This window comes from Streptomyces sp. NPDC032745, from assembly GCF_055579465.1.
Genome location: NZ_JBVING010000001.1, coordinates 539,431 through 561,913 on the forward strand (window position 1 = coordinate 539,431; position 22,483 = coordinate 561,913).

Genomic DNA, 22,483 nt, shown 5'->3' on the forward strand with positions numbered 1-22,483 from the left:
CCGCGGCAGCATGTGGCGCGACGAGTCCGTCACCTGGCAGGTCGCGCACCGGCCGCTCGGCGGGATCTGGGAACTGCTCGGGCAGGTCGACGCCGTGCACGGGCTGTACTACCTGCTGATGCACGCGGTCTTCGAGGTCTGGGACGGCGGCGGGCCGGCGGCCGGCGGCCTGTGGGCGCTGCGCCTGCCCTCCGTCGCCGCCACCGCCCTCGCGGCCGCCGGGGTGGCCGCCGTCGCCCACCGGCTCGCGGGGGAGCGGGCCGCACTCTGCTCCGGCGTGGCCTACGCCGTGCTGCCGCCCGTGCAGATGTACGCCCAGGAGGGCCGCTCGTACGCCCTCGTCGCGGCGGCCGTGGTGTGGGCGACGTACCTGATGCTGCGCGAGCGGTGGGTCGCGTACGCCGTGGTCCTGCTGCTCGGCTGCTGGCTGCACGAGTTCGCCGTACTGGCCCTGCTCGCGCACGGGGTGAGCGCCCGGCGCTCGCGCGGCTGGCGGTGGAGCGCCGCGGTGGTCGTGGTCCTGCTGCTGCCGCTGGCCGTGGTGAGCGCCCGGCAGGCGGAGCAGCAGCTGGGCTGGCTCGGGCGGCCGGGCTGGCAGGACTGGGCGGCGTACGGGGTGGTCGCGGTCGCGGTGCTGCTCCTCGCGCGGGGCCCCTCGGTCCCGCGGGAGCTCGTACGGGTGGCGGCGCCGCTGGCCCTGCTGCCGCCGGGGCTGCTGATGGCGGTCTCCCTCGTCCACCCCTGGTACGTCGACCGGTACGTGCTCTACGCGCTGGCCGGGCTCGCCCTGCTCGCGGGGACCCGGCTGGCGGCGGCGCGGGGGTGGTGGCCCTGGCTGCTGGTGGCCGCCCTGCTGGTGCCGTTCGGGTGGTGGTCGGTGTGGCTGCGGACCCCGGACAGCCGCAAGGACGACGTGCTCGCGGTGGCCGCCGCGGTCCGGGAACGGGCCCGGCCGGGGGACGCGGTGCTGTTCATGCCGTCGCGGCGGCGCGAGTGGCTGCTGTCCTCGCCGGAGGTGTACGGGAGCCTGCGAGACCTGGCCCTGGCCCGTACCCCGGCGGCTTCGCACGGCCTGCAGGGCACGGAGCTGGCGACCGCGGAGATCTGGGCCCGCCTGGTGGACGCCCCCCGGGTGGTGGCCCTGCTGGACCCGGCGGGCCAGCCGCTGGACCCGTACCCCCGGGAAGCGGTCAAACGCCAGACGCTGGCCTCGCACTTCGACCTCTGCTCGGTGGACGAGGTCCGGGGGGCCCGGATCGCGGTCTACGCGCAGCCGGGGCGCTGCCCGTGAGGTGCCGCCTTCCGGTGGGCCTCGGCCGCGTGCCCACCGCGCAAGTCCTGCATGCAGAACACCTTGTCGTAGCGGCGGTCCCCGACGGCGACGAAGTCGCGGAGGCGGCCGTACTCGGTGAAGCCCAGTGAGCGGTAGAGCCCCAGGGCGTGGGCGTTGTCGCCCCGGGCGTCCAGGGTGAGGACCTCGATGCCCGCGGACCGGGCGTCCTCGAGCAGCGCGGCGGTCAGCGCCCGGCCGATGCCGCGCCCGTGGGCCGCCGCGTCCACCGCGACCTTCTCCAGATCGGCATGCGGCCGGTGCGTCGGCCGGGCGTAGCGCAGCCAGTAGCCCAGCCCGACGAGGCGGCCGCCCAGGCAGGCGACGCGCAAGGCCGCATCCCCGGACCGGGCCGCCGACAGCACCTGCTCGAGCAGCTGCGCGACCTCCTCCGGGGAGGGCGGGTCCACCCAGCCGAGCGCCGCGCCGCCGGCGACCAGGTCCGCGAGGATCCGGTGGACCGGCTCCGGATCGAGGGTCCACTCGCGGCCGTCCAGGACAGTGATCGTTTCCGGATCCATCGCCGCACCCTAAGCGGATGCGGCGGTTTCCCACATGCCGATTCCTACGTGCCGAAGAGCGCCAGCACCCGCCGGACGGCCTCGGCCACCGGGAGTCCGACATCGCCGGCCAGCTGGGCGACGCCGGAGATGCGCCCCAGCGCCCGGCGGAACGCCCCGCGCTCCACGTCGTCCTCGGTGAGGGTGTCCAGGGACTCGTCCAGGTCCGTGCGGTCGTCCTCCTGTACGCGTCCCCGCAGGACCTGGACCAGGCTGATCAGCTCCTGGAGGGCCGCCTGCGGGTCCTGCGGCGCGTTGTTCTGCGTGCCGATCTTGCCGATGTTGTTCGTCCCGTAGACCTGGAAGTTGTCCCCGACCTGCCCGATCCGGAAGTCCTCGTTGCCGGTCAATTGCCCACCTTCCCGACGTTGCCGCTGCCGAACACCTTGAAGTTGTCGCCGACCTGGCCGATGTAGTTGGTGACCTGCTGGTGGAAGCTGGCCTGCGGGTTGTCGATCGCCTCCATGATCATGCGGACGAGGTCGTGGACGAGCGCCCGGTCGGTGGTGACGAGTGCGGTGTTCGGGGTGCCCGCCGTCTCGATCACCAGCGCGTAGTACGTCTTCCTCAGCAGGACGCTGACGAGTTGCAGCACGAAGAGACCGACCAGTACGAGCGCGACGACCGGCACCGCGTCCTGGTACGTCGACCGGTCGTCGCCGGTCAGATCGGCGGCCTGGATCGCGGCGAGGGCGGCGACCGCCAGGATGATCACGGTCACGGCGGATTTGACGAAGCGAGAGATCGCCTGCTTGCGCGGCGGCTCGACCTTGACGGTGGTCGCCCGGGCGATGTTGTTCAGGGGATATGCCTCCGCACCGATCCAGAGGACTCTTCGGCTGACGATGACATCGGTGACGACGCTCTTGGCCATACGGTCTCTCCCCCTATGCCCTGATGTAGGGCACAGGATCCTCGCGAACTCCCCTCCCAGCAAGGCACTTTGCAAGGGCGTTCGGCATCCTGGGGGGATGCGTGCGGGCCGCTTCCTGCTTGTCGGCCCGCCGACTCACCCGGAGGTGCCGTATGACCCCGTCCCGCCCCGCCGCCGGCGACGCCCCCGTCGCCGTGCCCGGACCGTTGGCAGGGGTGGACTGGCTGGCCGGCCGGCTCGGCGCGCCTGGGCTCGTCGTGTTCGACGCCTCCGTCGGCGCCCACCGCGGCGCGGACCGGCGGATCCCGGGCGCGCGGCCCTTCGACCTCGACGGCGCCCTGTCCGACCACGACGCCCCCGCCCCCCACGCCATGCCCGGTGCCGCCGCGTTCGAGGAGGCGATACGCGCGCTCGGCGTCGACGACACCAGCACCGTCGTCGTCTACGACGGCGCCGGCATCTACTCCAGTGCGCGGGCCTGGTGGATGCTGCGCGCCATGGGCTTCGACCGGGCCGCCGTCCTGGACGGCGGGCTGCCTGCGTGGACCGCCGCCGGGCTGCCCGTCGAGGCGTGCGGTCCCGCGTACGAGGGCCCGCGCGGCTCGTTCACGGCCCGGCCGCGGACGGAGCTGCTGGTGGACGCCGATGCGGTCGGGGCGGCCCTCGCCGATCCGGCGGCGGTCGTACTGGACGCCCGTACGCGCGAACGCTTCACGGGCACCGCACCGGAACCGCGGGCGGGGCTGCGCGGGGGCCACATGCCGGGCGCGGTGAACCTGCCGTTCGGGGACCTCCAGCGGGAGGGCGGCCTGATGCGGCCCGCCGGGGAACTCCGCGAGGCCTTCGCCGCGTTGGCCGGTGACCGGGAGCGGCTGTACTTCAGCTGCGGCTCGGGCGTGACGGCCTGCGTCCTGGCCCTGGGCGCCACGCTGGCCGGCTACTCCTCCCTCGCGGTGTACGACGGCTCGTGGACGGACTGGGCCGTGCGCCCGGAGCGGCCCGCGGTGACGGGCCGGCGCGGGGAGTTCTTCGGGGCGTCGGAGGCCCGGTTCAGCGGACCCGCGACGGGCGACGAGCGGGTACTGCTCACGGACGTCCTGGCGGCGCAGCGCACGACGCTGGAGCTGAAGTGCACCGGTCTGGGCGCGGAGCCCATGGCCCTCAGGTCCGTGGAGCCGTCCACGCTCTCGCTGCTCGGCCTGGTCCGGCACCTCGCGGACGTGGAGCGCCGCTGGTTCCGCCAGGTCCTGGCCGGGCAGGAGGCGCCGGCCCTGTTCTCGTCGGTGGCGAACCCGGACGGCGACTTCGACGGTGCGGTGTCCGGCCCGGGGGCCGTCGCGGCGGCGTGGGAGACCTGGCGGGAGGAGGTGGCGTTCGCGGAGTCGTTCACGGCCGCCGCGCCCGACCTGGACGTGGAGGGCGAGGACGGGTGGCGCGGGAAGGTGTCACTGCGGTGGGTGCTGATCCACATGATCGAGGAGTACGCCCGCCACAACGGCCACGCGGACCTGCTGCGCGAGCGGATCGACGGAGCGATCGGCATCTGAGTCCGGCCGACGGGGGATAACCCCACCCCGAGGCCGGGTACGGCCCCCATCGGCAGGCGGCCCGCGACGCACCAAAGTGATGCGCATGCCTTCTCACATCACGTCATCCCGCCTCGGCCGGACGGCGGTTGCCGCCCTTGCCGCCGGACTGCTGCTCTGCGGCTGCTCCTTCGAGGACACCGAGCAGAAGACGGCGACCGCCGACGCGACGGTCGCCGAGGCAGTCACGGCGGTCGAGGTGAAGGAGACCCGGCGCGGCTCCATCGAGGTCACCCCCGGCACGGGCCCGGGGGTCACGATCCACCGGACGGTCCACTACCGGGGCGACGGGACACCGAAGCCGGCCCAGCAGGTCTCGGCGGGCGTCCTCACCTTCACGAACGACTGCGCGGACACCTGCTACATCGACTACCGCCTCGAGGTCCCGGCCTCGGCGACGGTCAGGCTGGAGAGCAGCAGCGGCCGCATCACGGTGGCCGGGGTGGCAGCGGCGGACCTCTCGTCCTCCTCCGGCGACGTCACGGCGGACCGCATCGCCGGCCCCCTGAGGGTCCGCACCTCGTCGGGTTCCATCACCGCCACCGCCCTGACCGGCCCGACCGCGGAGCTCCGGGCCTCCTCGGGCGACGCCCGCCTGGCCTTCGCGAAGCCCCCGGTGTCGGTGACGGCGCAGACGAGCTCGGGCGACGTCACGCTGACCGTCCCGCAAGCCCCGTACGAGATCACGACAGTGACGACGTCAGGCAAGCAGGACATCCTCCCCGCGACCCCCAAGGCCCCGTCCCGCCTCTCGGTCCACACGGCCTCGGGCGACATCCGCATCACCCCCGCGGCCTGAGCTCGTCGGAATCCGTGTTCGCCGGGGGCGAACGGGTGTTGGGGAACATTGGGGGGCGCACATGCATTGAGTCGGCATAGCTCAACTTCACTGCCGGAGGGAAGATCATGGCTTCGACGTCCGTAACGCTCACCCTGCCCGTGCTGCCGCTTGACGACGAGGTCGTGCTGCCTGGGATGGTCGTTCCGCTGGACCTGTCCGATGCCGAGGTACGGGGGGCCGTCGAGGCCGCCCAGGCGGCGGTCCGGAGCGGGAAGCCCCGGGTGCTGCTCGTGCCGCGGGTCGACGGGAAGTACGCCGGCACCGGTGTGCTCGGGACCGTCGAGCAGGTGGGGCGGCTCTCCGACGGGGATCCCGGGGCACTCATCCGCGGTGTCGGCCGCGTCCGGATCGGGGCCGGGACCACCGGGCCCGGGGCAGCGCTCTGGGTCGAGGGCGAGAGCGTCGACGAGAGACTGCCCGATCCGCTGCCGGGGTCGGTCACCGAGCTCGTCAAGGAGTACAAGGCGCTCGCCACCAGCTGGCTCAAGAAGCGCGGGGCCTGGCAGGTCGTCGACCGCGTCCAGCAGATCGAGGGCGTCTCGGCCCTCGCCGACAATTCCGGCTACTCGCCGTTCCTGACCGTCGCCCAGAAGGTCGAGCTGCTGGAGACCGCCGACCCCGTCGCGCGCCTCAAGCTGGCCATCTCCTGGCTCCGCGACCACCTCGCCGAGCAGGACGTCGCCGAGTCCATCGCCAAGGACGTGCAGGACGGCGTCGAGAAGCAGCAGCGCGAGTTCCTGCTGCGCCGCCAGCTGGAGGCCGTGCGCAAGGAATTGCGCGAGCTCAACGGAGAGAAGGACGGCGAGGAGTCCGACGACTACCGGGCCCGCGTCGAGGGCGCCGACCTCCCCGAGAAGGTACGGGAGGCCGCGCTCAAGGAGGTCGACAAGCTGGAGCGGTCCAGCGACCAGTCCCCGGAGGGCTCCTGGATCCGCACATGGCTGGACACCGTGCTCGAACTGCCCTGGAACGAGCGGACCGAGGACGAGTACGACATCCGCGGCGCCCGGGCGATCCTGGACGCCGAGCACGCCGGGCTGAGCGACGTGAAGGACCGCATCACCGAGTACCTCGCCGTGCGCAAGCGGCGTACCGAGCGCGGCATGGGCGTCATCGGCGGCCGCCGCGGCGGAGCCGTACTGGCGCTCGTCGGGCCTCCCGGCGTCGGCAAGACCTCCCTCGGGGAGTCCGTCGCCCACGCCATGGGGCGCAAGTTCGTACGCGTCGCCCTCGGCGGCGTCCGGGACGAGGCCGAGATCCGCGGCCACCGGCGTACGTACGTCGGCGCGCTGCCCGGCCGGATCGTGCGGGCCATCAAGGAAGCCGGGTCCATGAACCCCGTCGTCCTGCTCGACGAGATCGACAAGGTCGGGTCCGACTTCCGGGGCGACCCGGCGGCCGCACTGCTGGAGGTGCTCGACCCCGCCCAGAACCACACCTTCCGGGACCACTACCTGGAGGTGGAGCTGGACCTGAGCGACGTCGTCTTCCTGGCCACCGCCAATGTCCTGGAAGCCATCCCGGAGGCGCTCGCCGACCGCATGGAGCTCGTCCGCCTCGACGGCTACACCGAGGACGAGAAGGTCGTCATCGCCCGCGACCACCTGCTGCCCCGCCAGCTGGAGCGCGCCGGACTCGGCGCCGAGGAAGTCGTCCTGGAGGAGGACGCGCTGCGCAGGCTGGCGGGGGAGTACACCCGCGAGGCCGGCGTACGCACCCTGGAGCGGTCCATCGCCCGGCTGCTGCGCAAGGTGACCTCCCAGCACGAGCTGGGGGAGCGGGAGTTGCCGTTGCGCATCGGCGCCGACGACCTGCGGGGGCTCATCGGGCGCCCGCACCACGTCCCGGAGTCCGCACAGGACCCCGCCGAGCGGCGCACCGCCGTCCCCGGCGTGGCCACCGGGCTCGCGGTGACCGGCGCGGGCGGCGACGTCCTGTTCGTCGAGGCCTCGCTGGCCGATCCCGAGACGGGGGCGGCCGGGCTCACCCTGACCGGGCAGCTCGGCGACGTGATGAAGGAGTCCGCGCAGATCGCGCTCAGCTTCCTGCGCTCGCACGGCGCGGAGCTCGAGCTCCCGGTCGCCGATCTGAAGGACCGGGGCGTGCACATCCACTTCCCGGCCGGCGCCGTCCCGAAGGACGGGCCGAGCGCGGGCATCACGATGACGACGGCGCTGGCCTCGCTGCTGTCGGGGCGGCAGGTCCGGACAGACGTGGCCATGACCGGCGAGGTCTCGCTGACCGGGCGGGTCCTGCCCATCGGCGGGGTCAAGCAGAAGCTGCTCGCCGCGCACCGGGCGGGCCTGACCACCGTGATCATCCCGAAGCGGAACGAGGCCGACCTGGACGACGTCCCGTCCGAGGTGCTGGAGGGGCTGGAGGTGCACCCGGTGACGGACGTGCGCCAGGTCCTGGAACTGGCGCTCAGCCGGGCGGAGGCCGTGGTCACCGCGGCCGCCTGATCCGGGCCCGGCACCGGCCGGCGTGTGTACGGCCCGGGACCCCTCCTCCCCCCGGACTCCGTCCGGGGGGACCTGCAGGCGGGGCCCCGGGCCGTCGCCGTACCCGCTGCGAAATACTGGTGCCTCAGGACACCACCGATGGGAGCGGACGTGCACGGTAGTGAAGACCAGGAGTTCCTTGCCCTGGAGCGGGAGCTGTCCGTCTTCCTCCGGCGCGCCAGGGCCTCCTCCGGGGAGATGGCGCGCGCCCTGCACCCCGAGCTGGAGCCCGCCGCGTACGGGCTGCTCGTCCGCCTGGAGGCCGCGGGCCGCCAGCGGGCCACCGAGCTCGCCGCGTACTTCGGGGTGGGCAAGGCCACCATGAGCCGGCAGCTGCGGGCGCTGGAGGTCCTGGGGCTGGTGGCGCGGGAACCGGACCCGGCGGATGGCCGGGCGTTCCTGGTCGGGCTCACGAACGAGGGGCGGGAGCGGTTCCTGCGGGTGCGCGGGGCCCGGCGCGAGCAGTACATGCGCAAGCTCGCCGACTGGGACCGGGGGGAGGTCGCGGAACTCGCGCGACTTCTGAACCAGTTGAACCAGGGCGAGGAATAGCCCCCGGGGCCGGATTCGCTACAGCTCCGCGTACGCCGCCGAGGCGTCGTCGTGGCGTTTGCCCCGGGTGAGGGGGCGGGACGCATCGGATTCCAGGGTGCGGACCCGGCCGATCAGGCCCTCCGCGCCCTCCTTCCGGAGCACCGCCAGGCACTGCGCCCAGTCGCCCTCCCGGAACGTGTCCGTCCACCGGCTCGCCCCGTCCGTGAGCGCCGCCAGTGCCCGCACCCGCTCGCGCGGGGTCCGGCCCGTCACCGCGCGGGCGGCCACCGCCGGGTCCGCGGCCGCCGTGAAGAACCCGCCCTCCGCATTGCGCAGCGCGTCCGCCGAGGTCTGCGTGCGCAGCAGCTCGCGCGGGATCCGTTCCAGCCGGTCGTCGAGCACCGGCGTCACCTCGCCCCCGGGCGTCTCGAGGAGCAGTACGGAGTCCGAGAGCACGAGGTGCTCCACGGACGCCTCGTCCCAGCGCACCATCACCACGGTCGCCTGCGGGGTCCGTACGTGAGAAAGGTCACAGGTGTCGCGGTGTGCGTCGGCGGTGTCGCGGATCGCCTCCGCCAGGATCCGGTCCAGCGGCATGTCCCGTCGCGATCCGGACAGTTCGGTCAATCGGCCCCCGAGCCGGGCCGTGAACCAGGGCACGCCGTGCGTGCACCCCACCTCGCCGCTCGGCGGAGTGACCCCGTCCAGGGCGACCAGGACTCCGCCGCCCGCAGCGGGCATCGCCGCCGATAGCCAGTCCTCGTTGGGGCGTTCCGGGTTGCCGGGGGCCGAGGCGAGGTCGATGCGCATGCGGACATTCTGCCCGCCCCGCATGTACGGGGTGGCCGTGATGCGCCGAAAAGTCCGTACCAATGCGCAACCGGCGGGACGGCCGCCGCCCGGCCGTCCGCCGAGGCGCTCCGCGGCCCCCCGGCGGGATGTGGGCGGGCATATTGCCAAAGCCCCCATCGATCTTTCAACCACCCGGCCGTGACGGCCCTCTGACGGCGCCCTGCCGAGTTGGTTGCCAACTCATCCGTGATGTTCACTCGTTCGAGTGGCCGGGTGGGCGATGTCAGGCTCTCTCCCCAACACGCTGCAAAGGTCTGAGGCGGTACGAGGGGGCAGGGGGCGTTTACTTGTTGACCGGCCGTTACCTCGGCCACACGAGTAGACGAGCACGAGCACACGTACAGGATTGCGAGCACCGGTGCAGAAGAAGCGGTCTCGGAAGAACGGCACCGCCACCGACGGACCCGCCCCCGCAGGACGCCGCGTCCGCGTGCGCAGCAGGCTCGTCCTCGGCGTCGCCGTCGCCGGCCTCACCGTCCTCGCGGCCGGCACACCAGCCGTGGTCTCCGCGACACGGGAGCTGAACGACTCCCAGCAGCTGGTCACGCTCGCCGAGCAGACCCAGCACACCCTCACCCTCGCGCACCTCCTCGGCGACGAGCGCGACGCCGTCGTCGAGTACGTGGCCAAGGGCCGCCCCGGCGCACAGGCGAAGGGCGTCGTCCAGGAGCGCACCGCGCTCACCGACCGCCAGCTCGCCGAGGTCCGGAACGAGGCCGACGAGGCGCTCGCCCTGGCCCTCGGCCGGGTCCAGGCCGTCCGCAGCGAGGCCGTCGACGGCAAGGGCAGCGCCCTCGCCGCCCACCAGGCGTACGCGGGCGTCATCGCGGAACTGCTCGCCCCGGGCGACCGGCTCGCCGAGCTGACCCCGCCGCGGGCAGGCGCCGCCCTCGCCACCAACCGCCCGCTGGCCCCCCTCGGCCAGGCCGTGGAACAGGCCTCGGCCACCCGTGGACTCCTGCTTGCCGCGCTGGCCGTCCCCCGCGGCGAGCAGCCCCCCAACTCCGCGGTCGTGGACGAACTGACCACCGCCGCCCAGCGGGCCCGCGTACGGGAGCAGGCCGCCCTCGACGACTTCACCCGGGTCGCGCGGCCCGACGTACGCCAGACCCTCGCCGCCACCGTCACCGGTCCCGAGGTCAAGACGGCCGACGACTACCTCAAGCGGCTCACGGAGCGGCCCACGCTGTCCTCCGCCGACCGCAAACTCGACGGCGCCAGCGTCGCCCCCGCGCTCACCGCCCGCATCGACCGCATGCGGTCCGTGGAGTCCACCCTCGCCGGGCAGCGGGCCACCGCGCTCGCCACCCTGCGCGACGACGACGTGACCCGGCTGGAGATGCTGGTCGCGGCCCTCGGCCTGCTGTTCCTGGTCGCCGTCGGCTTCTCGACGGCCGTGGCGCGCTCGCTGACCCGGCCGCTGTCCGTCCTGCGCCGCGGGGCGGCCCGGCTGGCTACCCCCGAGGGCTCGGTGGAGCCGGTCCGCTTCACCGGCCGCAACGACGAGTTCGCCGAGGTCGTACGCCACCTCAACGCGGTCCGCGACCAGACGGTCTCCCTGCACACCCGGATCGCCGGCCTCGACGCCGACGCGCGCCGGCTCATCGGCCGCAACGAGGCGCTGAGCTCGGGCCGGGAAGCGCTGGAGGCGGAGCTGACACAGCTGCGGGCCGGCCTCGAAGAGCACCGCCGCGTCATGTCGACGACGTCGGTCTCGCTGTCGCTGCGCACGCTGGGGCTGGTCGAGCGCCAGCTCGCGGTCATCGAGGAGCTGGAGTCCAAGGAACAGGACCCGGACCGGCTGGCGACCCTGTTCAAGATGGACCACCTGGCGACGGTCATGCGCCGCCACAACGAGAACCTGCTGGTCCTGGCCGGACAGGAGCACGGCCACGGCGCCGGCGCCCCGGTCCCGCTGGTCGACGTCATGAGGGCCGCGGTCAGCGAGATCGAGCGCTACGAGCGCGTCGAGCTGGCGGCGCTGCCCCCGTTCACCCAGGTCGCGGGGCACGCGGCCGACGACATCTCGCACGTGCTCGCCGAGCTGCTGGAGAACGCGACGACGTTCTCGCCGCCCGAGGCCAAGGTGAGGGTCTCCGGATGGCTGCTCGACTCGGGTGACGTGGTGCTGTCCGTCGTGGACGAGGGCATCGGCGTCACCGCCGACCGGCTGGAGGCGCTGAACGCCCGGCTGGCCACGCCCGAGGCGTACGACGAGGAGCCCGAAGCGGAACACGGCCTGGGCCTCGGCCTGTACGTGGCGGGGCGCCTCGCGGCCCGGCACGGGGTCACCGCGGAGCTGCGCGCGGGGCGGCACGGCGGCACGGAGGCCCTGGTGGTCGTGCCGGCGTCGCTGCTCCCGGACACCCCGCCGAGCTCGCCGGTGCACACCTTCGCCACGCCAGGCGTGCCGGAGCTCCGGCTGCCGGGCGTGATCGCCGAGGCGAACGAGAACACCATCCCGCCCCGCCGGGTGCCTCCGGCGGTGGAGCGGGACGCGGAGCCCCAGGCCGAGGCCGCCGTCTCCGCCCCCGAGCCCACGCCCGACCCCTTCCAGGACCCGGGCCCGGAGGCGGACGCGGAGCTCCTGCGGAGCATGGAGTGGGACACCACCGCGCCGGCCGCCACGGACGAGCCCCTGGGCCCGGACCTGGCCCAGCTCCCGGACTTCACCCCGGAATCGGACGTGCTCCCGGACCCGGCCCCGGACTTCGGCGGCCAGGATCCGGCTGCGGGGCCCGGTGACGACCCCGGTGTGCCGCTTGACGAGGCCACGGCCGCCACCGAGGTTTCGGGCGCGGACCTGGCCCCGGACTTCGGTCCGGATCTGGCCGGGGGGCTCGAGCCCGACGGGGATGCGCACGCGCCGGCCGTGGAGGGTGGGCTCCCGCCCGCCGACCAGGTGTTCACCGCGGCGAGCGGATCGGCCGACGAGCTGCTGGCCCGGGTCGTTCCGGCGGAGGCGGAGCCCGAGTCGCCGACCGCCGAGCAGGTGCCCACCGTGGCGGACCGGGCTGCAGAGGCAGAGGTCCCGGTCGAGCGGGATCCCGGCGACGAGCTCCTCGCGCGGGTCGTCCCCGACGCGGGACCGGAGGCCTTCGCGGGGTCCGACCCCGGCCCGGCGCCCGCCGACCGGCTGCCCGATGCCGGCCCGCGGGCCGACGTACCGGAACAAGGACTGCCGCTCCCCGGGCAGACCGCCACCGCCGTCGCCCCCGACGGCCCGGCGGAGCCCCACCGGCACGCACCCGACGAGGCCGACTGGGTCCCCCGCCAGGGGAGCCACCCCGACGCGGGACCCGAGGCCGTCACCGACAAGGGGCTGCCCAAGCGGACCCCGCGCACGGTGGCCGCCGGACGGCCCGCCCGTGCCGACGCAGTACGGCCCGAGCCGCCGCGCCGCGTCGACGCGGAGGAACTGCGCCGCCGGCTCGGCGGTTTCTACCAGGGGACGCGGGACGGACGGCGCGTCGTGGCCGCCGAGCTCGCACAGGAAACCGACCAGGGGGACACCGCACAGGAGGCACGCACATGACCGCGCCCAGTACGTACGGACTGAGCACCCAGGCCCGCAACCTGCAGTGGCTGCTGACCGACCTGGTCGAGGAGGTGCCCGGCGTCAACTCCGTCGCCGTCGTGTCCTCGGACGGGCTCCTGCTGCTGTCCTCCGACCCCGGAGGAGCCGCCGGCGAGAGCCCCGCGCGCACCAAGGGCCCGCGCGGCGCCTCCGCAGACCTGGCCACCATCGTCTCCGGCCTCGGCAGTCTCACCACCGGTGCCGCCGAGCTCATGGACGGCGGCGCGGTCAAGCAGACGATGGTCGCGATGGAGTACGGCTCCGTCTTCGTCATGGCCATCAGCGACGGCTCGCTCCTCGGCGTGCACGCCACCCCCGACTGCGACATGAGCGTGGTGGCGTACCACATGGCCCTGTTCGTCGGCCGCGCCGGCCACGTCCTGACCCCCGAAGTCCGCAGCGAGCTGCGCCAGTCGATGGAGAAGACCCCGTGAGGAGTACGGCCTCGGTGTCGGCGTCCGCGTCCGACCGGCTGCCGATACGCGGAGCCGACCGCCGGCCCGCCCGCGTCCGCCCGTACTCCCTCACGGGCGGCCGCACCCGCTTCACGCAGGTCCTGCACGTGGAGACGTTCGTCGCCGCCCTCGACACCCGGGCATCGCAGCCGCAGATACCCGACGACGGCGCGCCCGACGACCACATGCCCGACGACCGCATGCCCGAGATGCCGGCCATCGTCGAGGTCTGCCGCCGCATGCGCACCATCGCCGAGATATCCGCGCTGCTGAAGCTGCCGCTCGGGGTGGTCCGTGTCCTGGTCAGCGACCTCGCCGACCAGGGGCGGATACGCGTCTACGGGACGGGGCACGGCCCCGGGCGCCCCGAACGCGCGCTGCTGGAAAGGGTGCTCAGTGGTCTTCGCCGTCTCTGACCCGGTCACCTCGGTGGACGACGAGCCCGTCCAGCCCTGGCAGTACGACCGCTCCCGCGCACCCGTCGCCGTCAAGGTGCTGGTCGCGGGCGGCTTCGGCGTCGGCAAGACCACCTTCGTGTCCTCCGTCTCCGAGATCACCCCGCTGCGCACCGAGGCGGTGATGACCCAGGCCAGCCTCCCGACGGACGACCTGTCGGCCACGCCGGACAAGAGCACCACCACCGTCGCGATGGACTTCGGCCGCATCACCCTCGACGACGACCTCGTGCTGTACGTGTACGGGACCCCGGGCCAGGAGCGCTTCTGGTTCATGTGGGACGACCTGGTGCGCGGCGCCATCGGCGGGATCGTGCTGGCCGACACGCGCCGGCTGCGCGACTGCTTCCCGGCCCTCGACTACTTCGAGAGCTGCGGGCTGCCGTACGCCGTCGCCGTCAACCACTTCGAGGGCTCGCACGCGTACGAGCCGCAGGACGTGCGCGAGGCGCTGACCGTCCCGCCGCACGTGCCGGTGGTGATCATGGACGCGCGACGCCGGGACACGGTCGTCGCCTCCCTGCTGACGCTGGTGGGCCACGCGCTGGACGCGACCCCCGAATAGCTCCCCCGGCTCCTCGCAAAGCTCCTCGCAAAGCCTCGTAGTACCGCCGAACCGCTCACCCGAATCGAGAACGTGAGATGCGCAAGATACTCGTCGTGGGGGCCGGCCAGTCCGGTCTCCAGCTCGCCCTCGGCCTCCAGGCCAAGGGGTACGAGATCACCCTCATGTCCAACCGGACGGCGGATGAGATCCGCACCGGGCGGATCATGTCCACGCAGGTCATGTTCGACACGGCGCTCCAGCACGAGCGCGACCTCGGGCTGAACTTCTGGGAGCGGCAGGCCCCGCGGATCGAGGGCATCGGCGTCTCGGTGGCCGCCCCGGACGGTTCCCGCCCCATCGACTGGCTCGGCCGCCTCAAGGGCTACGCGCAGTCCGTGGACCAGCGCGTGAAGATGGCCGGCTGGCTCGACGTCTTCGTGCAGCGCGGCGGGCAGCTGGTGATCCACGGCGCGTCCGTCGCCGACCTGGACTACTTCTCCCGTACGTACGACCTGGTGCTGGTCGCCGCGGGCAAGGGCGAGCTGGTGTCGATGTTCGGGCGGGACGCGGCGCGCTCCCCGTACGACGCGCCGCAGCGCGCGCTGGCCGTCTCGTACGTGCACGGGCTCGAGCCGCGCCCCGAACACCCGGAGACGGAGGCGGTGCGCTGCAACCTGGTCCCGGGGGTGGGCGAGCTGTTCGTGATGCCCGCGCTGACCGCCTCGGGGCGCGCGGACATCCTGTTCTGGGAGGGGCTCCCGGGCGGACCGCTCGACGTGTTCCGCGGGGTGAACGACCCGGCGGAGCACCTCGCGCTCACGCTGGAGCTGATGGAGAAGTTCACGCCCTGGGAGTACGCGCGGGCGAAGAAGGCGGAGCTGACGGACGCGGGCGGCACGCTGGCCGGCCGGTACGCGCCGGTCGTCCGCAACCCGATCGGGCGGCTGCCGGGCGGCGGGGTGGTGCTGGGCGTCGCTGACGTGGTCGTCGCGAACGACCCGATCACCGGCCAGGGTTCGAACTCGGCGGCGAAGTGCGCGGCCTCGTACCTGTCGTCGATCCTGATGCACGGGGACAAGCCGTTCGACGAGGCGTGGATGAAGGCCACCTTCGACAAGTTCTGGTTCACGACGGGCAAGCCGGTCACCCAGTGGACGAACGCGATGCTGGGCGTCCCGCCGGAGCACGTACTGAACCTGATCGGCGCGGCCGGGCAGCTGCAGCCGGTGGCGGACCGTTTCGCCAACGGCTTCGACAACCCGGCCGACTTCGACGCGTACTTCTACGACCCGCAGGACGCGGCGGACTACGTGGCGGAGGTCGCGTCGGTCGCGTCGTCGGCCGGCGCCGCCTCGGCGGAGTAGCCGCTGTCGTCGCCGCCCGAGGCCTCGGGGATCGGCGGCGCGGTGAACTCGGTGAGCGGGGCCCCGTCCGGATCGGGCCGTACGGCTCCGAGCAGCGGATTGGCGGCGATGGGGGAGACCTTGACCTTCGCGCCGGGCCGCGGGGCCTGGATCACCTTTCCGTCGCCGACGTACAGGGCCACATGGGTGGCGGTGGGGAAGTAGACCACCAGATCGCCGGGGCGCAGCTCGTCCAGGGGCACCTTGGGGAGCTGCGCCCACTGCTCCTGGCTGGTGCGGGGGATGGAGCGGCCGGCGTGCGCCCAGGCCTGTGAGGTGAGCCCGGAGCAGTCGAAGGACCCCGGCCCCTCGGCGCCCCAGACGTAGGGTTTGCCGATCTGCTCGGTGGCGTAGGTCAGGGCTGCGCCGCCCGCGGCCGTGGGCGTACGGGGGGTGGTGGCGAGCCGGCCGGAGTCCAGCAGCTTCCGCTGCGCGGTGGCGGTGTCGGCAGCCTCGCGGGCGCCGAGCCGGGCGAGCTGCTCGGGGCTGAGCGAGGCGAGCATCCGCTCGACCTGTTTGAGCTTGAGGTCGACCTGCTGCTTGTGCTGCCTGCGCTGTGCGGTCAGGGACTGCTGGGCGTCGAGGGACTTGCGGGCGGCGGTGGCGAGGGCGTCGGCCCGGTGCTCGCCGCGGGTGAGGCGGGCCAGCACTCCCGCCCGGCGGGCGCCCTCGCGGGCGGTGAGCCGGCGCTGGTCCTGGGCGGCCTGCGGGTCGCCGGTGAGCAGCATCCGTGCGTACGGGGAGAAGCCGCGGGCCCCCTGGTACTGCTCCCGGGCCATCCGCCCGGCGGCGGCCTTCTCCGCCCCGAGGGCGGTACGGGCCTTCCCGAGCGCGGCACTGAGCCGCCGCTCCTCGTCCTGGCCGGCCTTGAGCGCGACGTCGGTGGCGTTGTAGGCCTCGGCGGCCTCTTCGGCTTGCCGGTAGAGCCCTTGCAGCTGCGTCAGCAACGCCCCGACCCCGAGCCCCGCGGGGGCTCCCCCGGCGCCGGCGTCCGGGGTGGCGGCCCCCGCTGCCCCGGGGCCCGCCGGGGCAGCGGCATCCGCCGAGCCGCTCGCCCGGGGGGCGGTGGTGTCCGGCGCGCCGGTGGTCTGCGGAGCGGTGGCGTCTGCGGCGCCGGGGCTCGCCGGGGCGCCGGCATCCGCCGAGCCGCTTGCCCGGGGGGCGGTGGTGTGCGCCGCGCCGGTGGTCTGCGGAGCGGTGGCGTCTGCGGCGCCGGGGCTCGCCGGGGCGCCGGCATCCGCCGAGCCGCTTGCCCGGGGGGCGGTGGTGTCCGGCGCGCCGGCGGTCTGCGGAGCGGTGGCGTCTGCGGCGCCGGGGCTCGCCGGAGCAGTGGCATCCGCCGAGCCGAGGCCCCGCCGGGCGGCGGCGCCGGTGCCGGTGCTTCCGGTGGTGTCCGGGGACTGCCGCGGGGTGGCGTCTGTGGCGTCGGCACTCCGGCGGGCCGTGGCACCGGCCGCACCGGCGGCCTGCGGGGCGGTCGCCTCGAGTCCCTGTGAGGCGGTGCGGCCTCTGGAGCCCGGGTTCTGCCGGGAGGGTGCATCCGCCGAATCGAGGTTGCGCCGGGTGGCGTGGCGGGTGGCGTCCGCCGCAGCGGGGGACTGCCGGGCGGTGGCCGGGGCCGACGGGGTGTCGGGGGAGGGCTTGGCGTGGGTGGCGGGGAACGGCCCGGCCGTGACGACCACGGCGGCGATGCAGGCGGCGCGGAGCAGGCGGCGTGACATGTGATCACCTCCAGGCGGCCGATGCTGCCACGCCCGGTATGACAAATCCCCGACCCGGGGCGGCCAGTTCCCGACTCTCACCCCTCCGGCCCAGCACCCGCCCGCCGTTGCCGGGGTACGCCGCCCCCGAACCTCTGCGCCTGAACACGGTCCCCGTTGCCGTTGCCGTTGCCGCTGCGCGGGGCGGGGAGGCGGCTCCGCGCAGCGGGCCCGCACCGGCCGGAGCGCGAGCCGGCGGCGGTCGGCCAGGGCCCGGCCGTGCACCCGCTCAGGGGTGGAGCAGGCGGCCCTTGGCCTCCTTGAACTCCTGCGGGGTCAGGAGGCCCTCCCGGGCCAGCTTCGCCAGCTCCGCCAGCTCGGCGGCCAGCCCGCCGGTGGGCGCCCCCGGCTCGGTGGTCAGGCCCCCGGCCCCGGCCCCCGGCCCGGCCCCTGGTCTGGCCCCCGGCTCGGCAACGGGCCCGGCCCCCGGCCCGGCCCCCGGCCCGGCCCCCGGCCCGGCCCCCGGCCCGGCCCCCGGCCCGGCGCCGGCCATCGCGCTCGGCTCGCCGCCCGGCTCCGCCGGTTCGGCGTCCGGCTCCAGGGGCCGGTCCTGCCGGGACGGGGGATTCGGGGGGCCCGCTGCTCGGGAGAGGAGGCCGCGGAGGAGGGGGCGGCCCGACGGGCGGCGGGCCGGTTCCACTCTCGTGCCGATCGGGCGGATGAACATCACGCCACCCCCGCCCCGCCGGACCCAGCCTGCACCCGCTCCGGCGGGATCCGGACCGAGCCCACGATCCGCCCGCCCGCCGCGCGTACGGCGATCGCCGCGTCCTCGGCCCACACGTGTTCCACCAGCAGCAGCAGCGCGCAGCTGCCCCGCTCCAGCAGCTCCGCCGCCTCCCGGACGTCCTCCGCCCCGATCAGCTGGGCGGCCTCACGGTGCCTCAGCAGACCCTGGAGCTCCATGAACTCGTCGAACTCCGCCGCCAGCACCTCACCCGCCGCCGTCTTCGAGACCACGAGCCCGTCGATGAGCCGGACCACTCCCGCCTTGCGCAGTCCCATCACGGCCTCGACCGCCGGCACGCGCAGCTGCTCCTCCGGGAAGGCGAGGACGATGAATTCCACTGGTCCCATGTGCCGCGGCTCCCGTTCGTGCCCTCGTGACCGTTTCTGACGACTCTTCGGCACTCTATGACATAAGCGGACATACCATCCGCCCGCTTGCTACGTTTCCCGTATGACCGCTCTGACGGCAGAGGTGGCGGAGCCCGCGCCGCCCCCGCCTCCCGACGGCTCCGCGTCCATGCGCAGAGGCGTCGAGCTGACGCTCCTCGCCGGAGCCGTCCTCATCTGCGTCCTCGGCCACCTCTACGTCGGCCTCGCCACCACCGGCCGCGCCCCCGGGTCCGCCGGCCGCTACGCCGCCGGGCTCGGGGGCGCGGCCCTGATCGCGCACCTCGCCGTCCGCTTCCGGGCCCCGTACGCCGATCCGCTCGTCCTGCCCATCGCCGTCCTGCTCAACGGACTCGGCCTGGTCCTGATCCAGCGCCTCGACCTCACCACTCCCGCCCACCTCACCGCCGGTGACCAACTGCGCTGGTCGGCGCTGGGCGTGCTGCTGTTCGTCCTCGTCGTCGTGCTGCTGCGCGACCACCGCGTGCTCCAGAAGTACGCGTACCTCTCCGTGGCCGCCGCCCTCGCGCTGATGCTCGTCCCCGTCTTCTTCCCTGCGGTCAACGGCGCGCACATCTGGATCCGGTTCGCCGGACTCTCCTTCCAGCCCGGCGAGTTCGCCAAGATCCTGCTCGCCGTCTTCTTCGCCGCCTACCTCGCCGCGAACCGCACCGCCCTCGCCCTCACCGGCCGCCGGCTGTTCTGGAAGCTGCGCCTGCTGCCCGGCCGGGTCCTCGGACCGATCCTCGCGATCTGGCTGCTCAGCGTCGGCGTGCTGGTCCTGGAGCGCGACCTCGGGACCTCGCTGCTCTTCTTCGGGCTCTTCGTCGTCATGCTGTTCACCGCCACCGGCCGGATCGGCTGGATCGCGATCGGGCTGTTGCTCGCCGCGCTGGGCGCGTACGCCGTCGGCACCCTGGAGCCGCATGTGCACAGCCGCGTCGAGGACTGGCTGAATCCCTTCGCCTCCATCGACAGGGGGGAAGGGCCGGGCCAGCTCGCCCAAGCCCTCTTCGCCTTCGCCGCCGGTGGGCTGCTCGGCTCCGGACTCGGCCACGGGCAGTCCTTCCTCATCGGCTTCGCCGCCAAGTCCGACTTCATCCTCGCCACCGCCGGCGAGGAGCTCGGCCTCGTCGGCCTCACCGCGATCCTGCTCCTCTACGGACTCCTCGTGGACCGCGGATTCCGCGCCGGGCTCGCCCTGCGCGACCCCTTCGGCCGCCTCCTCGCCACCGGGCTCGCCTCGATCGTCGCCCTCCAGGTGTTCGTCATCGCCGGGGGAGTCACCGGGCTGATCCCGCTCACCGGCATGGCCATGCCCTTCCTGGCCCAGGGCGGCTCCTCCGTCGTCACCAACTGGGTCATCGTCGCGCTGCTCGTCCGGCTCGGCGACAGCGCCGGCAGCCCCCGCCCGGCCGCAGGGGGCGGCGCGTGATCCGGTACATCCGCTGGTGCGCGTACTTCTGCGCGCTGCTGCTCGCCGCCCTGCTCGTCAACGTGGCCCGGGTGCAGGTCTGGGAGGCCGCCGCGTACGGGGCGAACCCGGCCAACAAGCGCCCCGCCATCGAGCGCTACGCCCGGCCCCGCGGGGACATCCTGGTCGACGGCCGGCCCGTCACCGGCTCCCGGGACAGCGGCCAGCTCCTGCGCTACGAGCGGACGTACGCGAACGGGCCGCTGTTCGCGCCGGTCACCGGGTTCTCCTCGCAGACGTACGGGACCAGCCTCGTCGAGCGCGCCGAGGACGCGATCCTCTCGGGCACCGACCCGGGGCTCTCGGCCTTCCCGCTCTGGTACGACCTGGCCCGCGGCCGCCCGTCCGGCGGCAACGCGGCGACCACCGTCCGGTCCGGCCTGCAGCTGGCCGCGTACACCGGGCTGGCGGGCCGGCGCGGCGCGGTGGCCGCGCTCGACCCCGCCACCGGGAAGATCCTCGCGCTGGTCAGCAGCCCCTCGTACGACCCGGCGGTGCTGTCCGGTACGGGCGCGGGAGTCAAGGCGGCCTGGGCGCGGCTGAACGCGGATCCCGCCAGGCCGATGCTGAACCGGGCGCTGCGCGAGACGTACCCGCCGGGCTCCACCTTCAAGATCGTGACGGCGGCCGCGGCCCTGGACGCAGGCGTGGTCACCGATGTGGACGCGCCCACGCAGACCCCCGACCCCTACCCGCTGCCGGGCACCAGCACCCTGCTGCCGAACGCGGGCACCGGCTGCCGGGACGCCTCGATGGCGGAGGCGGTGCAGTGGTCCTGCAACACGGTGATGGCGAAGATCGGGGTCCGGGTCGGGTTGCGCGGGATGGTGGACGCGGCCCGCCGGTTCGGGTTCGACGACGACGGGCTGCGGGTGCCGGCCTGGGTGTCGCGGTCGAACTTCGACACCGACATGAGCCCGGACCAGCTGGCGCTGTCCTCCATCGGGCAGTTCAACACGACGGCGACGCCGCTGCAGATGGCGATGGTGGCGGCGGCGGTCGCGAACGGCGGCGAACTCAAGTCCCCCTACCTCATTGACCGGACCACCCAGGACGACGGGGACCAGGTCCGGCGCGGGCAGCAGCGCAGCCTGGGCCGGGCGACGAACCCGGCGACGGCGCTGCGCCTGCAGGAGCTGATGGTGCAGGTGGTGGAGAACGGCACCGGGCGCAATGCCGCGATCCCGGGCGCGGTGGTCGGCGGCAAGACCGGCACCGCCCAGCACGGCGTCGGCAACGCGGGGACCCCGTACGCCTGGTTCATCGGCTGGGCCAAGGCCGAGGACGCACCGCTGCCGGGGGTCGCGGTCGCCGTGGTGGTCGAGGATGCGGAGGCGCACCGCGGGGACATCAGCGGCAACGGCGCGGCGGCGCCGATCGCCCGGGCGGTGATGGAGGCCGCGCTCGCCGCTCCGGTGTCCCCCTGACCCGACCCCTCCTAGGCGGGATCCGCGCCCTCTGCGATCGCCGCCTCCACCTCCGCCACCCGGTCCGCCTCCTCCGCCGCGAACCGTTCGCGGTCCAGCGCCTCGGCGATCTCCTCGTCCTGCGTCATCAGCAGGTCCAGATTCGAGTCGCCCATCTCGAAGACGCCCATGTCCAGGTACGCCTTCTGCAGCCGCTCGCCCCACAGCCCGATGTCCTTCACGCACGGCACGATCCGGCTGAACAGCAGCTTCCGGAACAGGTGCAGGAACTCCGACTGCTCGCTGAACTGCTCTGCCTCCTTGCGCGGGATGCCGAAGTTCTCCAGCACCTCCACCCCGCGCAGCCGGTCCCGCATCAGGTAGCAGCCCTCGATCACGAACTCCTCGCGCTCGCGCAGCTCGGCGTCCGTCAACTGCTTGTAGTAGTCGCGCAGCGCCATCCGCCCGAACGCCACGTGCCGGGCCTCGTCCTGCATGACGTACGCCAGGATCTGCTTGGGCAGCGGCTTGTCGGTCGTGTCGCGGATCATCCCGAAGGCGGCCAGCGCCAGCCCCTCGATGAGCACCTGCATGCCCAGGTACGGCATGTCCCAGCGGGAGTCGCGCAAGGTGTCGCCGAGCAGCCCCTGGAGGCTGTCGTTGACCGGGTAGAGCATCCCGACCTTCTCGTGCAGGAAGCGGCCGAAGATCTCGGCGTGCCGGGCCTCGTCCATCGTCTGGGTGGCGGAGTAGAACTTCGCGTCCAGGTCCGGCACCGACTCCACGATCCGCGCCGCGCACACCATCGCACCCTGCTCGCCGTGCAGGAACTGGCTGAAGTTCCAGGCGGTGTAGTGCCGGCGCAGCTCGCCCTTGTCCTTCTCCGTGAGTCCGGACCAGTGCCGGGTGCCGTAGAGGGTCAGCGCCTCGTCCGGGGTGCCGAGCGGGTTGTACGGGTCCACCTCCAGCTCCCAGTCGATGCGCTTGGCGCCGTCCCACTGCTTGTCCTTGCCCTTCTGGTACAGGGCGAGGAGCCGCTCGCGGCCGTTGGCGTATTCCCAGCTGAAGCGGGCTGCGCCGGAGGCCGGAACCTGCCAGACGTCCGCCCCCGGGTCCTTGGTGTAGAGCTCGTGCGTCGACACTGACGCCCCCTCGGCTCGTGTACTTCCGTACAGGACTGGATGGTTGGCAGCGTCACACGTTGGTAGACGC

The 22,483-nt window shown here is 73.8% G+C and carries 20 protein-coding genes and 1 pseudogene; 13 read left to right on the plus strand and 8 right to left on the minus strand.

The genetic code is table 11. From position 1 onward, the window contains the following. Window positions 1-10 precede the first annotated feature (10 nt). The gene (locus ACZ5WG_RS02395; protein WP_468720011.1) at window positions 11-1,291 is read left to right on the plus strand and encodes a glycosyltransferase family 39 protein; all 1,281 of its coding nucleotides are present in this window, start codon (window positions 11-13) and stop codon (window positions 1,289-1,291) included. Here ACZ5WG_RS02395 and ACZ5WG_RS02400 read toward each other — a convergent pair. The 3 genes from ACZ5WG_RS02400 to ACZ5WG_RS02410 are packed head-to-tail and all read right to left on the minus strand — an operon-like array spanning window position 1,264 to window position 2,764. After that, window positions 1,264-1,851: a GNAT family N-acetyltransferase gene (locus ACZ5WG_RS02400; protein ID WP_468720012.1), complete on the minus strand. Its 588-nt coding sequence runs from the start codon at window positions 1,849-1,851 to the stop codon at window positions 1,264-1,266. The two genes, ACZ5WG_RS02395 and ACZ5WG_RS02400, sit on opposite strands and share 28 nt — an antisense overlap. A 44-nt stretch (window positions 1,852-1,895) precedes the next feature. Continuing rightward, window positions 1,896-2,240, minus strand: coding sequence for a hypothetical protein (locus ACZ5WG_RS02405; RefSeq protein ID WP_468720013.1), 345 nt, complete (start codon window positions 2,238-2,240; stop codon window positions 1,896-1,898). Beyond that, window positions 2,237-2,764 carry a DUF6232 family protein gene (locus ACZ5WG_RS02410; protein WP_468720014.1) on the minus strand — a complete coding sequence of 176 codons (528 nt, stop codon included), beginning with the start codon at window positions 2,762-2,764 and terminating at the stop codon, window positions 2,237-2,239. The genes ACZ5WG_RS02405 and ACZ5WG_RS02410 overlap by 4 nt, the downstream gene beginning before the upstream one ends. A gap of 152 nt (window positions 2,765-2,916) precedes the next feature. Here ACZ5WG_RS02410 and ACZ5WG_RS02415 point away from each other — a divergent pair. The 5 genes and pseudogenes from ACZ5WG_RS02415 to ACZ5WG_RS02435 form a co-directional block, all read left to right on the plus strand. Continuing rightward, window positions 2,917-3,777, plus strand: a pseudogene (locus ACZ5WG_RS02415) (sulfurtransferase); the annotation flags it as partial. Next, window positions 3,769-4,311 (plus strand): DinB family protein, encoded by a 543-nt coding sequence (locus ACZ5WG_RS02420; RefSeq protein ID WP_468720502.1) that lies wholly within the window; start codon window positions 3,769-3,771, stop codon window positions 4,309-4,311. The pseudogene ACZ5WG_RS02415 and the gene ACZ5WG_RS02420, both read left to right, overlap by 9 nt. Before the next feature lie 85 nt (window positions 4,312-4,396). Next, window positions 4,397-5,149 carry a DUF4097 family beta strand repeat-containing protein gene (locus ACZ5WG_RS02425; RefSeq protein ID WP_468720016.1) on the plus strand — a complete coding sequence of 251 codons (753 nt, stop codon included), beginning with the start codon at window positions 4,397-4,399 and terminating at the stop codon, window positions 5,147-5,149. A 107-nt stretch (window positions 5,150-5,256) separates the two neighbouring features. After that, complete coding sequence (gene lon, locus ACZ5WG_RS02430; RefSeq protein WP_468720018.1) at window positions 5,257-7,653, plus strand: endopeptidase La; 2,397 nt, start codon at window positions 5,257-5,259, stop codon at window positions 7,651-7,653. A gap of 138 nt (window positions 7,654-7,791) precedes the next feature. Continuing rightward, window positions 7,792-8,244, plus strand: coding sequence for a MarR family winged helix-turn-helix transcriptional regulator (locus ACZ5WG_RS02435; protein WP_468720020.1), 453 nt, complete (start codon window positions 7,792-7,794; stop codon window positions 8,242-8,244). A gap of 18 nt (window positions 8,245-8,262) precedes the next feature. On the opposite strand, the gene ACZ5WG_RS02440 is transcribed toward ACZ5WG_RS02435, so the two are convergent. Next, window positions 8,263-9,036 (minus strand): protein phosphatase 2C domain-containing protein, encoded by a 774-nt coding sequence (locus tag ACZ5WG_RS02440; protein WP_468720022.1) that lies wholly within the window; start codon window positions 9,034-9,036, stop codon window positions 8,263-8,265. A gap of 400 nt (window positions 9,037-9,436) precedes the next feature. Between ACZ5WG_RS02440 and ACZ5WG_RS02445 the strand changes: the two genes are divergently transcribed. From ACZ5WG_RS02445 to ACZ5WG_RS02465, 5 genes are all read left to right on the plus strand, one after another. Beyond that, entirely contained in the window at window positions 9,437-12,613 is a 3,177-nt protein-coding gene (locus tag ACZ5WG_RS02445; protein ID WP_468720024.1) for a sensor histidine kinase, read from the plus strand. Beyond that, window positions 12,610-13,089 carry a roadblock/LC7 domain-containing protein gene (locus ACZ5WG_RS02450; RefSeq protein WP_266625506.1) on the plus strand — a complete coding sequence of 160 codons (480 nt, stop codon included), beginning with the start codon at window positions 12,610-12,612 and terminating at the stop codon, window positions 13,087-13,089. The genes ACZ5WG_RS02445 and ACZ5WG_RS02450 overlap by 4 nt, the downstream gene beginning before the upstream one ends. A 14-nt stretch (window positions 13,090-13,103) precedes the next feature. Continuing rightward, window positions 13,104-13,526 carry a DUF742 domain-containing protein gene (locus ACZ5WG_RS02455; RefSeq protein WP_468720503.1) on the plus strand — a complete coding sequence of 141 codons (423 nt, stop codon included), beginning with the start codon at window positions 13,104-13,106 and terminating at the stop codon, window positions 13,524-13,526. Then, window positions 13,507-14,130: a GTP-binding protein gene (locus tag ACZ5WG_RS02460; protein ID WP_468720025.1), complete on the plus strand. Its 624-nt coding sequence runs from the start codon at window positions 13,507-13,509 to the stop codon at window positions 14,128-14,130. Before ACZ5WG_RS02455 ends, ACZ5WG_RS02460 begins: the two co-directional genes overlap by 20 nt. A gap of 77 nt (window positions 14,131-14,207) precedes the next feature. Then, on the plus strand, window positions 14,208-15,476 hold the full coding sequence (locus tag ACZ5WG_RS02465) for a styrene monooxygenase/indole monooxygenase family protein (RefSeq protein ID WP_468720027.1): 1,269 nt from the start codon (window positions 14,208-14,210) through the stop codon (window positions 15,474-15,476). Here ACZ5WG_RS02465 and ACZ5WG_RS02470 read toward each other — a convergent pair. The 3 genes from ACZ5WG_RS02470 to ACZ5WG_RS02480 all read right to left on the minus strand — a co-directional run bounded on the left by ACZ5WG_RS02470 (window position 15,419) and on the right by ACZ5WG_RS02480 (window position 18,352). Next, the gene (locus ACZ5WG_RS02470) at window positions 15,419-17,236 is read right to left on the minus strand and encodes a C40 family peptidase (RefSeq protein ID WP_468720028.1); all 1,818 of its coding nucleotides are present in this window, start codon (window positions 17,234-17,236) and stop codon (window positions 15,419-15,421) included. The genes ACZ5WG_RS02465 and ACZ5WG_RS02470 overlap by 58 nt on opposite strands. A gap of 268 nt (window positions 17,237-17,504) precedes the next feature. Beyond that, complete coding sequence (locus ACZ5WG_RS02475) at window positions 17,505-17,942, minus strand: hypothetical protein (RefSeq protein ID WP_468720030.1); 438 nt, start codon at window positions 17,940-17,942, stop codon at window positions 17,505-17,507. Then, entirely contained in the window at window positions 17,942-18,352 is a 411-nt protein-coding gene (locus ACZ5WG_RS02480) for a DUF6325 family protein (RefSeq protein WP_468720032.1), read from the minus strand. Before ACZ5WG_RS02480 ends, ACZ5WG_RS02475 begins: the two co-directional genes overlap by 1 nt. Window positions 18,353-18,455: 103 nt before the next feature. On the opposite strand from ACZ5WG_RS02480, the gene ACZ5WG_RS02485 reads away from it, so the two are divergent. Both ACZ5WG_RS02485 and ACZ5WG_RS02490 read left to right on the plus strand, forming a co-directional pair. Next, complete coding sequence (locus ACZ5WG_RS02485) at window positions 18,456-19,826, plus strand: FtsW/RodA/SpoVE family cell cycle protein (RefSeq protein ID WP_468720034.1); 1,371 nt, start codon at window positions 18,456-18,458, stop codon at window positions 19,824-19,826. Then, window positions 19,823-21,292, plus strand: a complete 1,470-nt coding sequence (locus ACZ5WG_RS02490; protein ID WP_468720036.1) for a penicillin-binding transpeptidase domain-containing protein — start codon at window positions 19,823-19,825, stop codon at window positions 21,290-21,292. Before ACZ5WG_RS02485 ends, ACZ5WG_RS02490 begins: the two co-directional genes overlap by 4 nt. A gap of 11 nt (window positions 21,293-21,303) precedes the next feature. Here ACZ5WG_RS02490 and ACZ5WG_RS02495 read toward each other — a convergent pair whose 3' ends face one another. Then, a complete protein-coding gene (locus ACZ5WG_RS02495; RefSeq protein ID WP_468720038.1) occupies window positions 21,304-22,413 on the minus strand; it encodes a ferritin-like domain-containing protein in 1,110 nt (369 codons plus the stop codon). Window positions 22,414-22,483 lie beyond the last annotated feature (70 nt).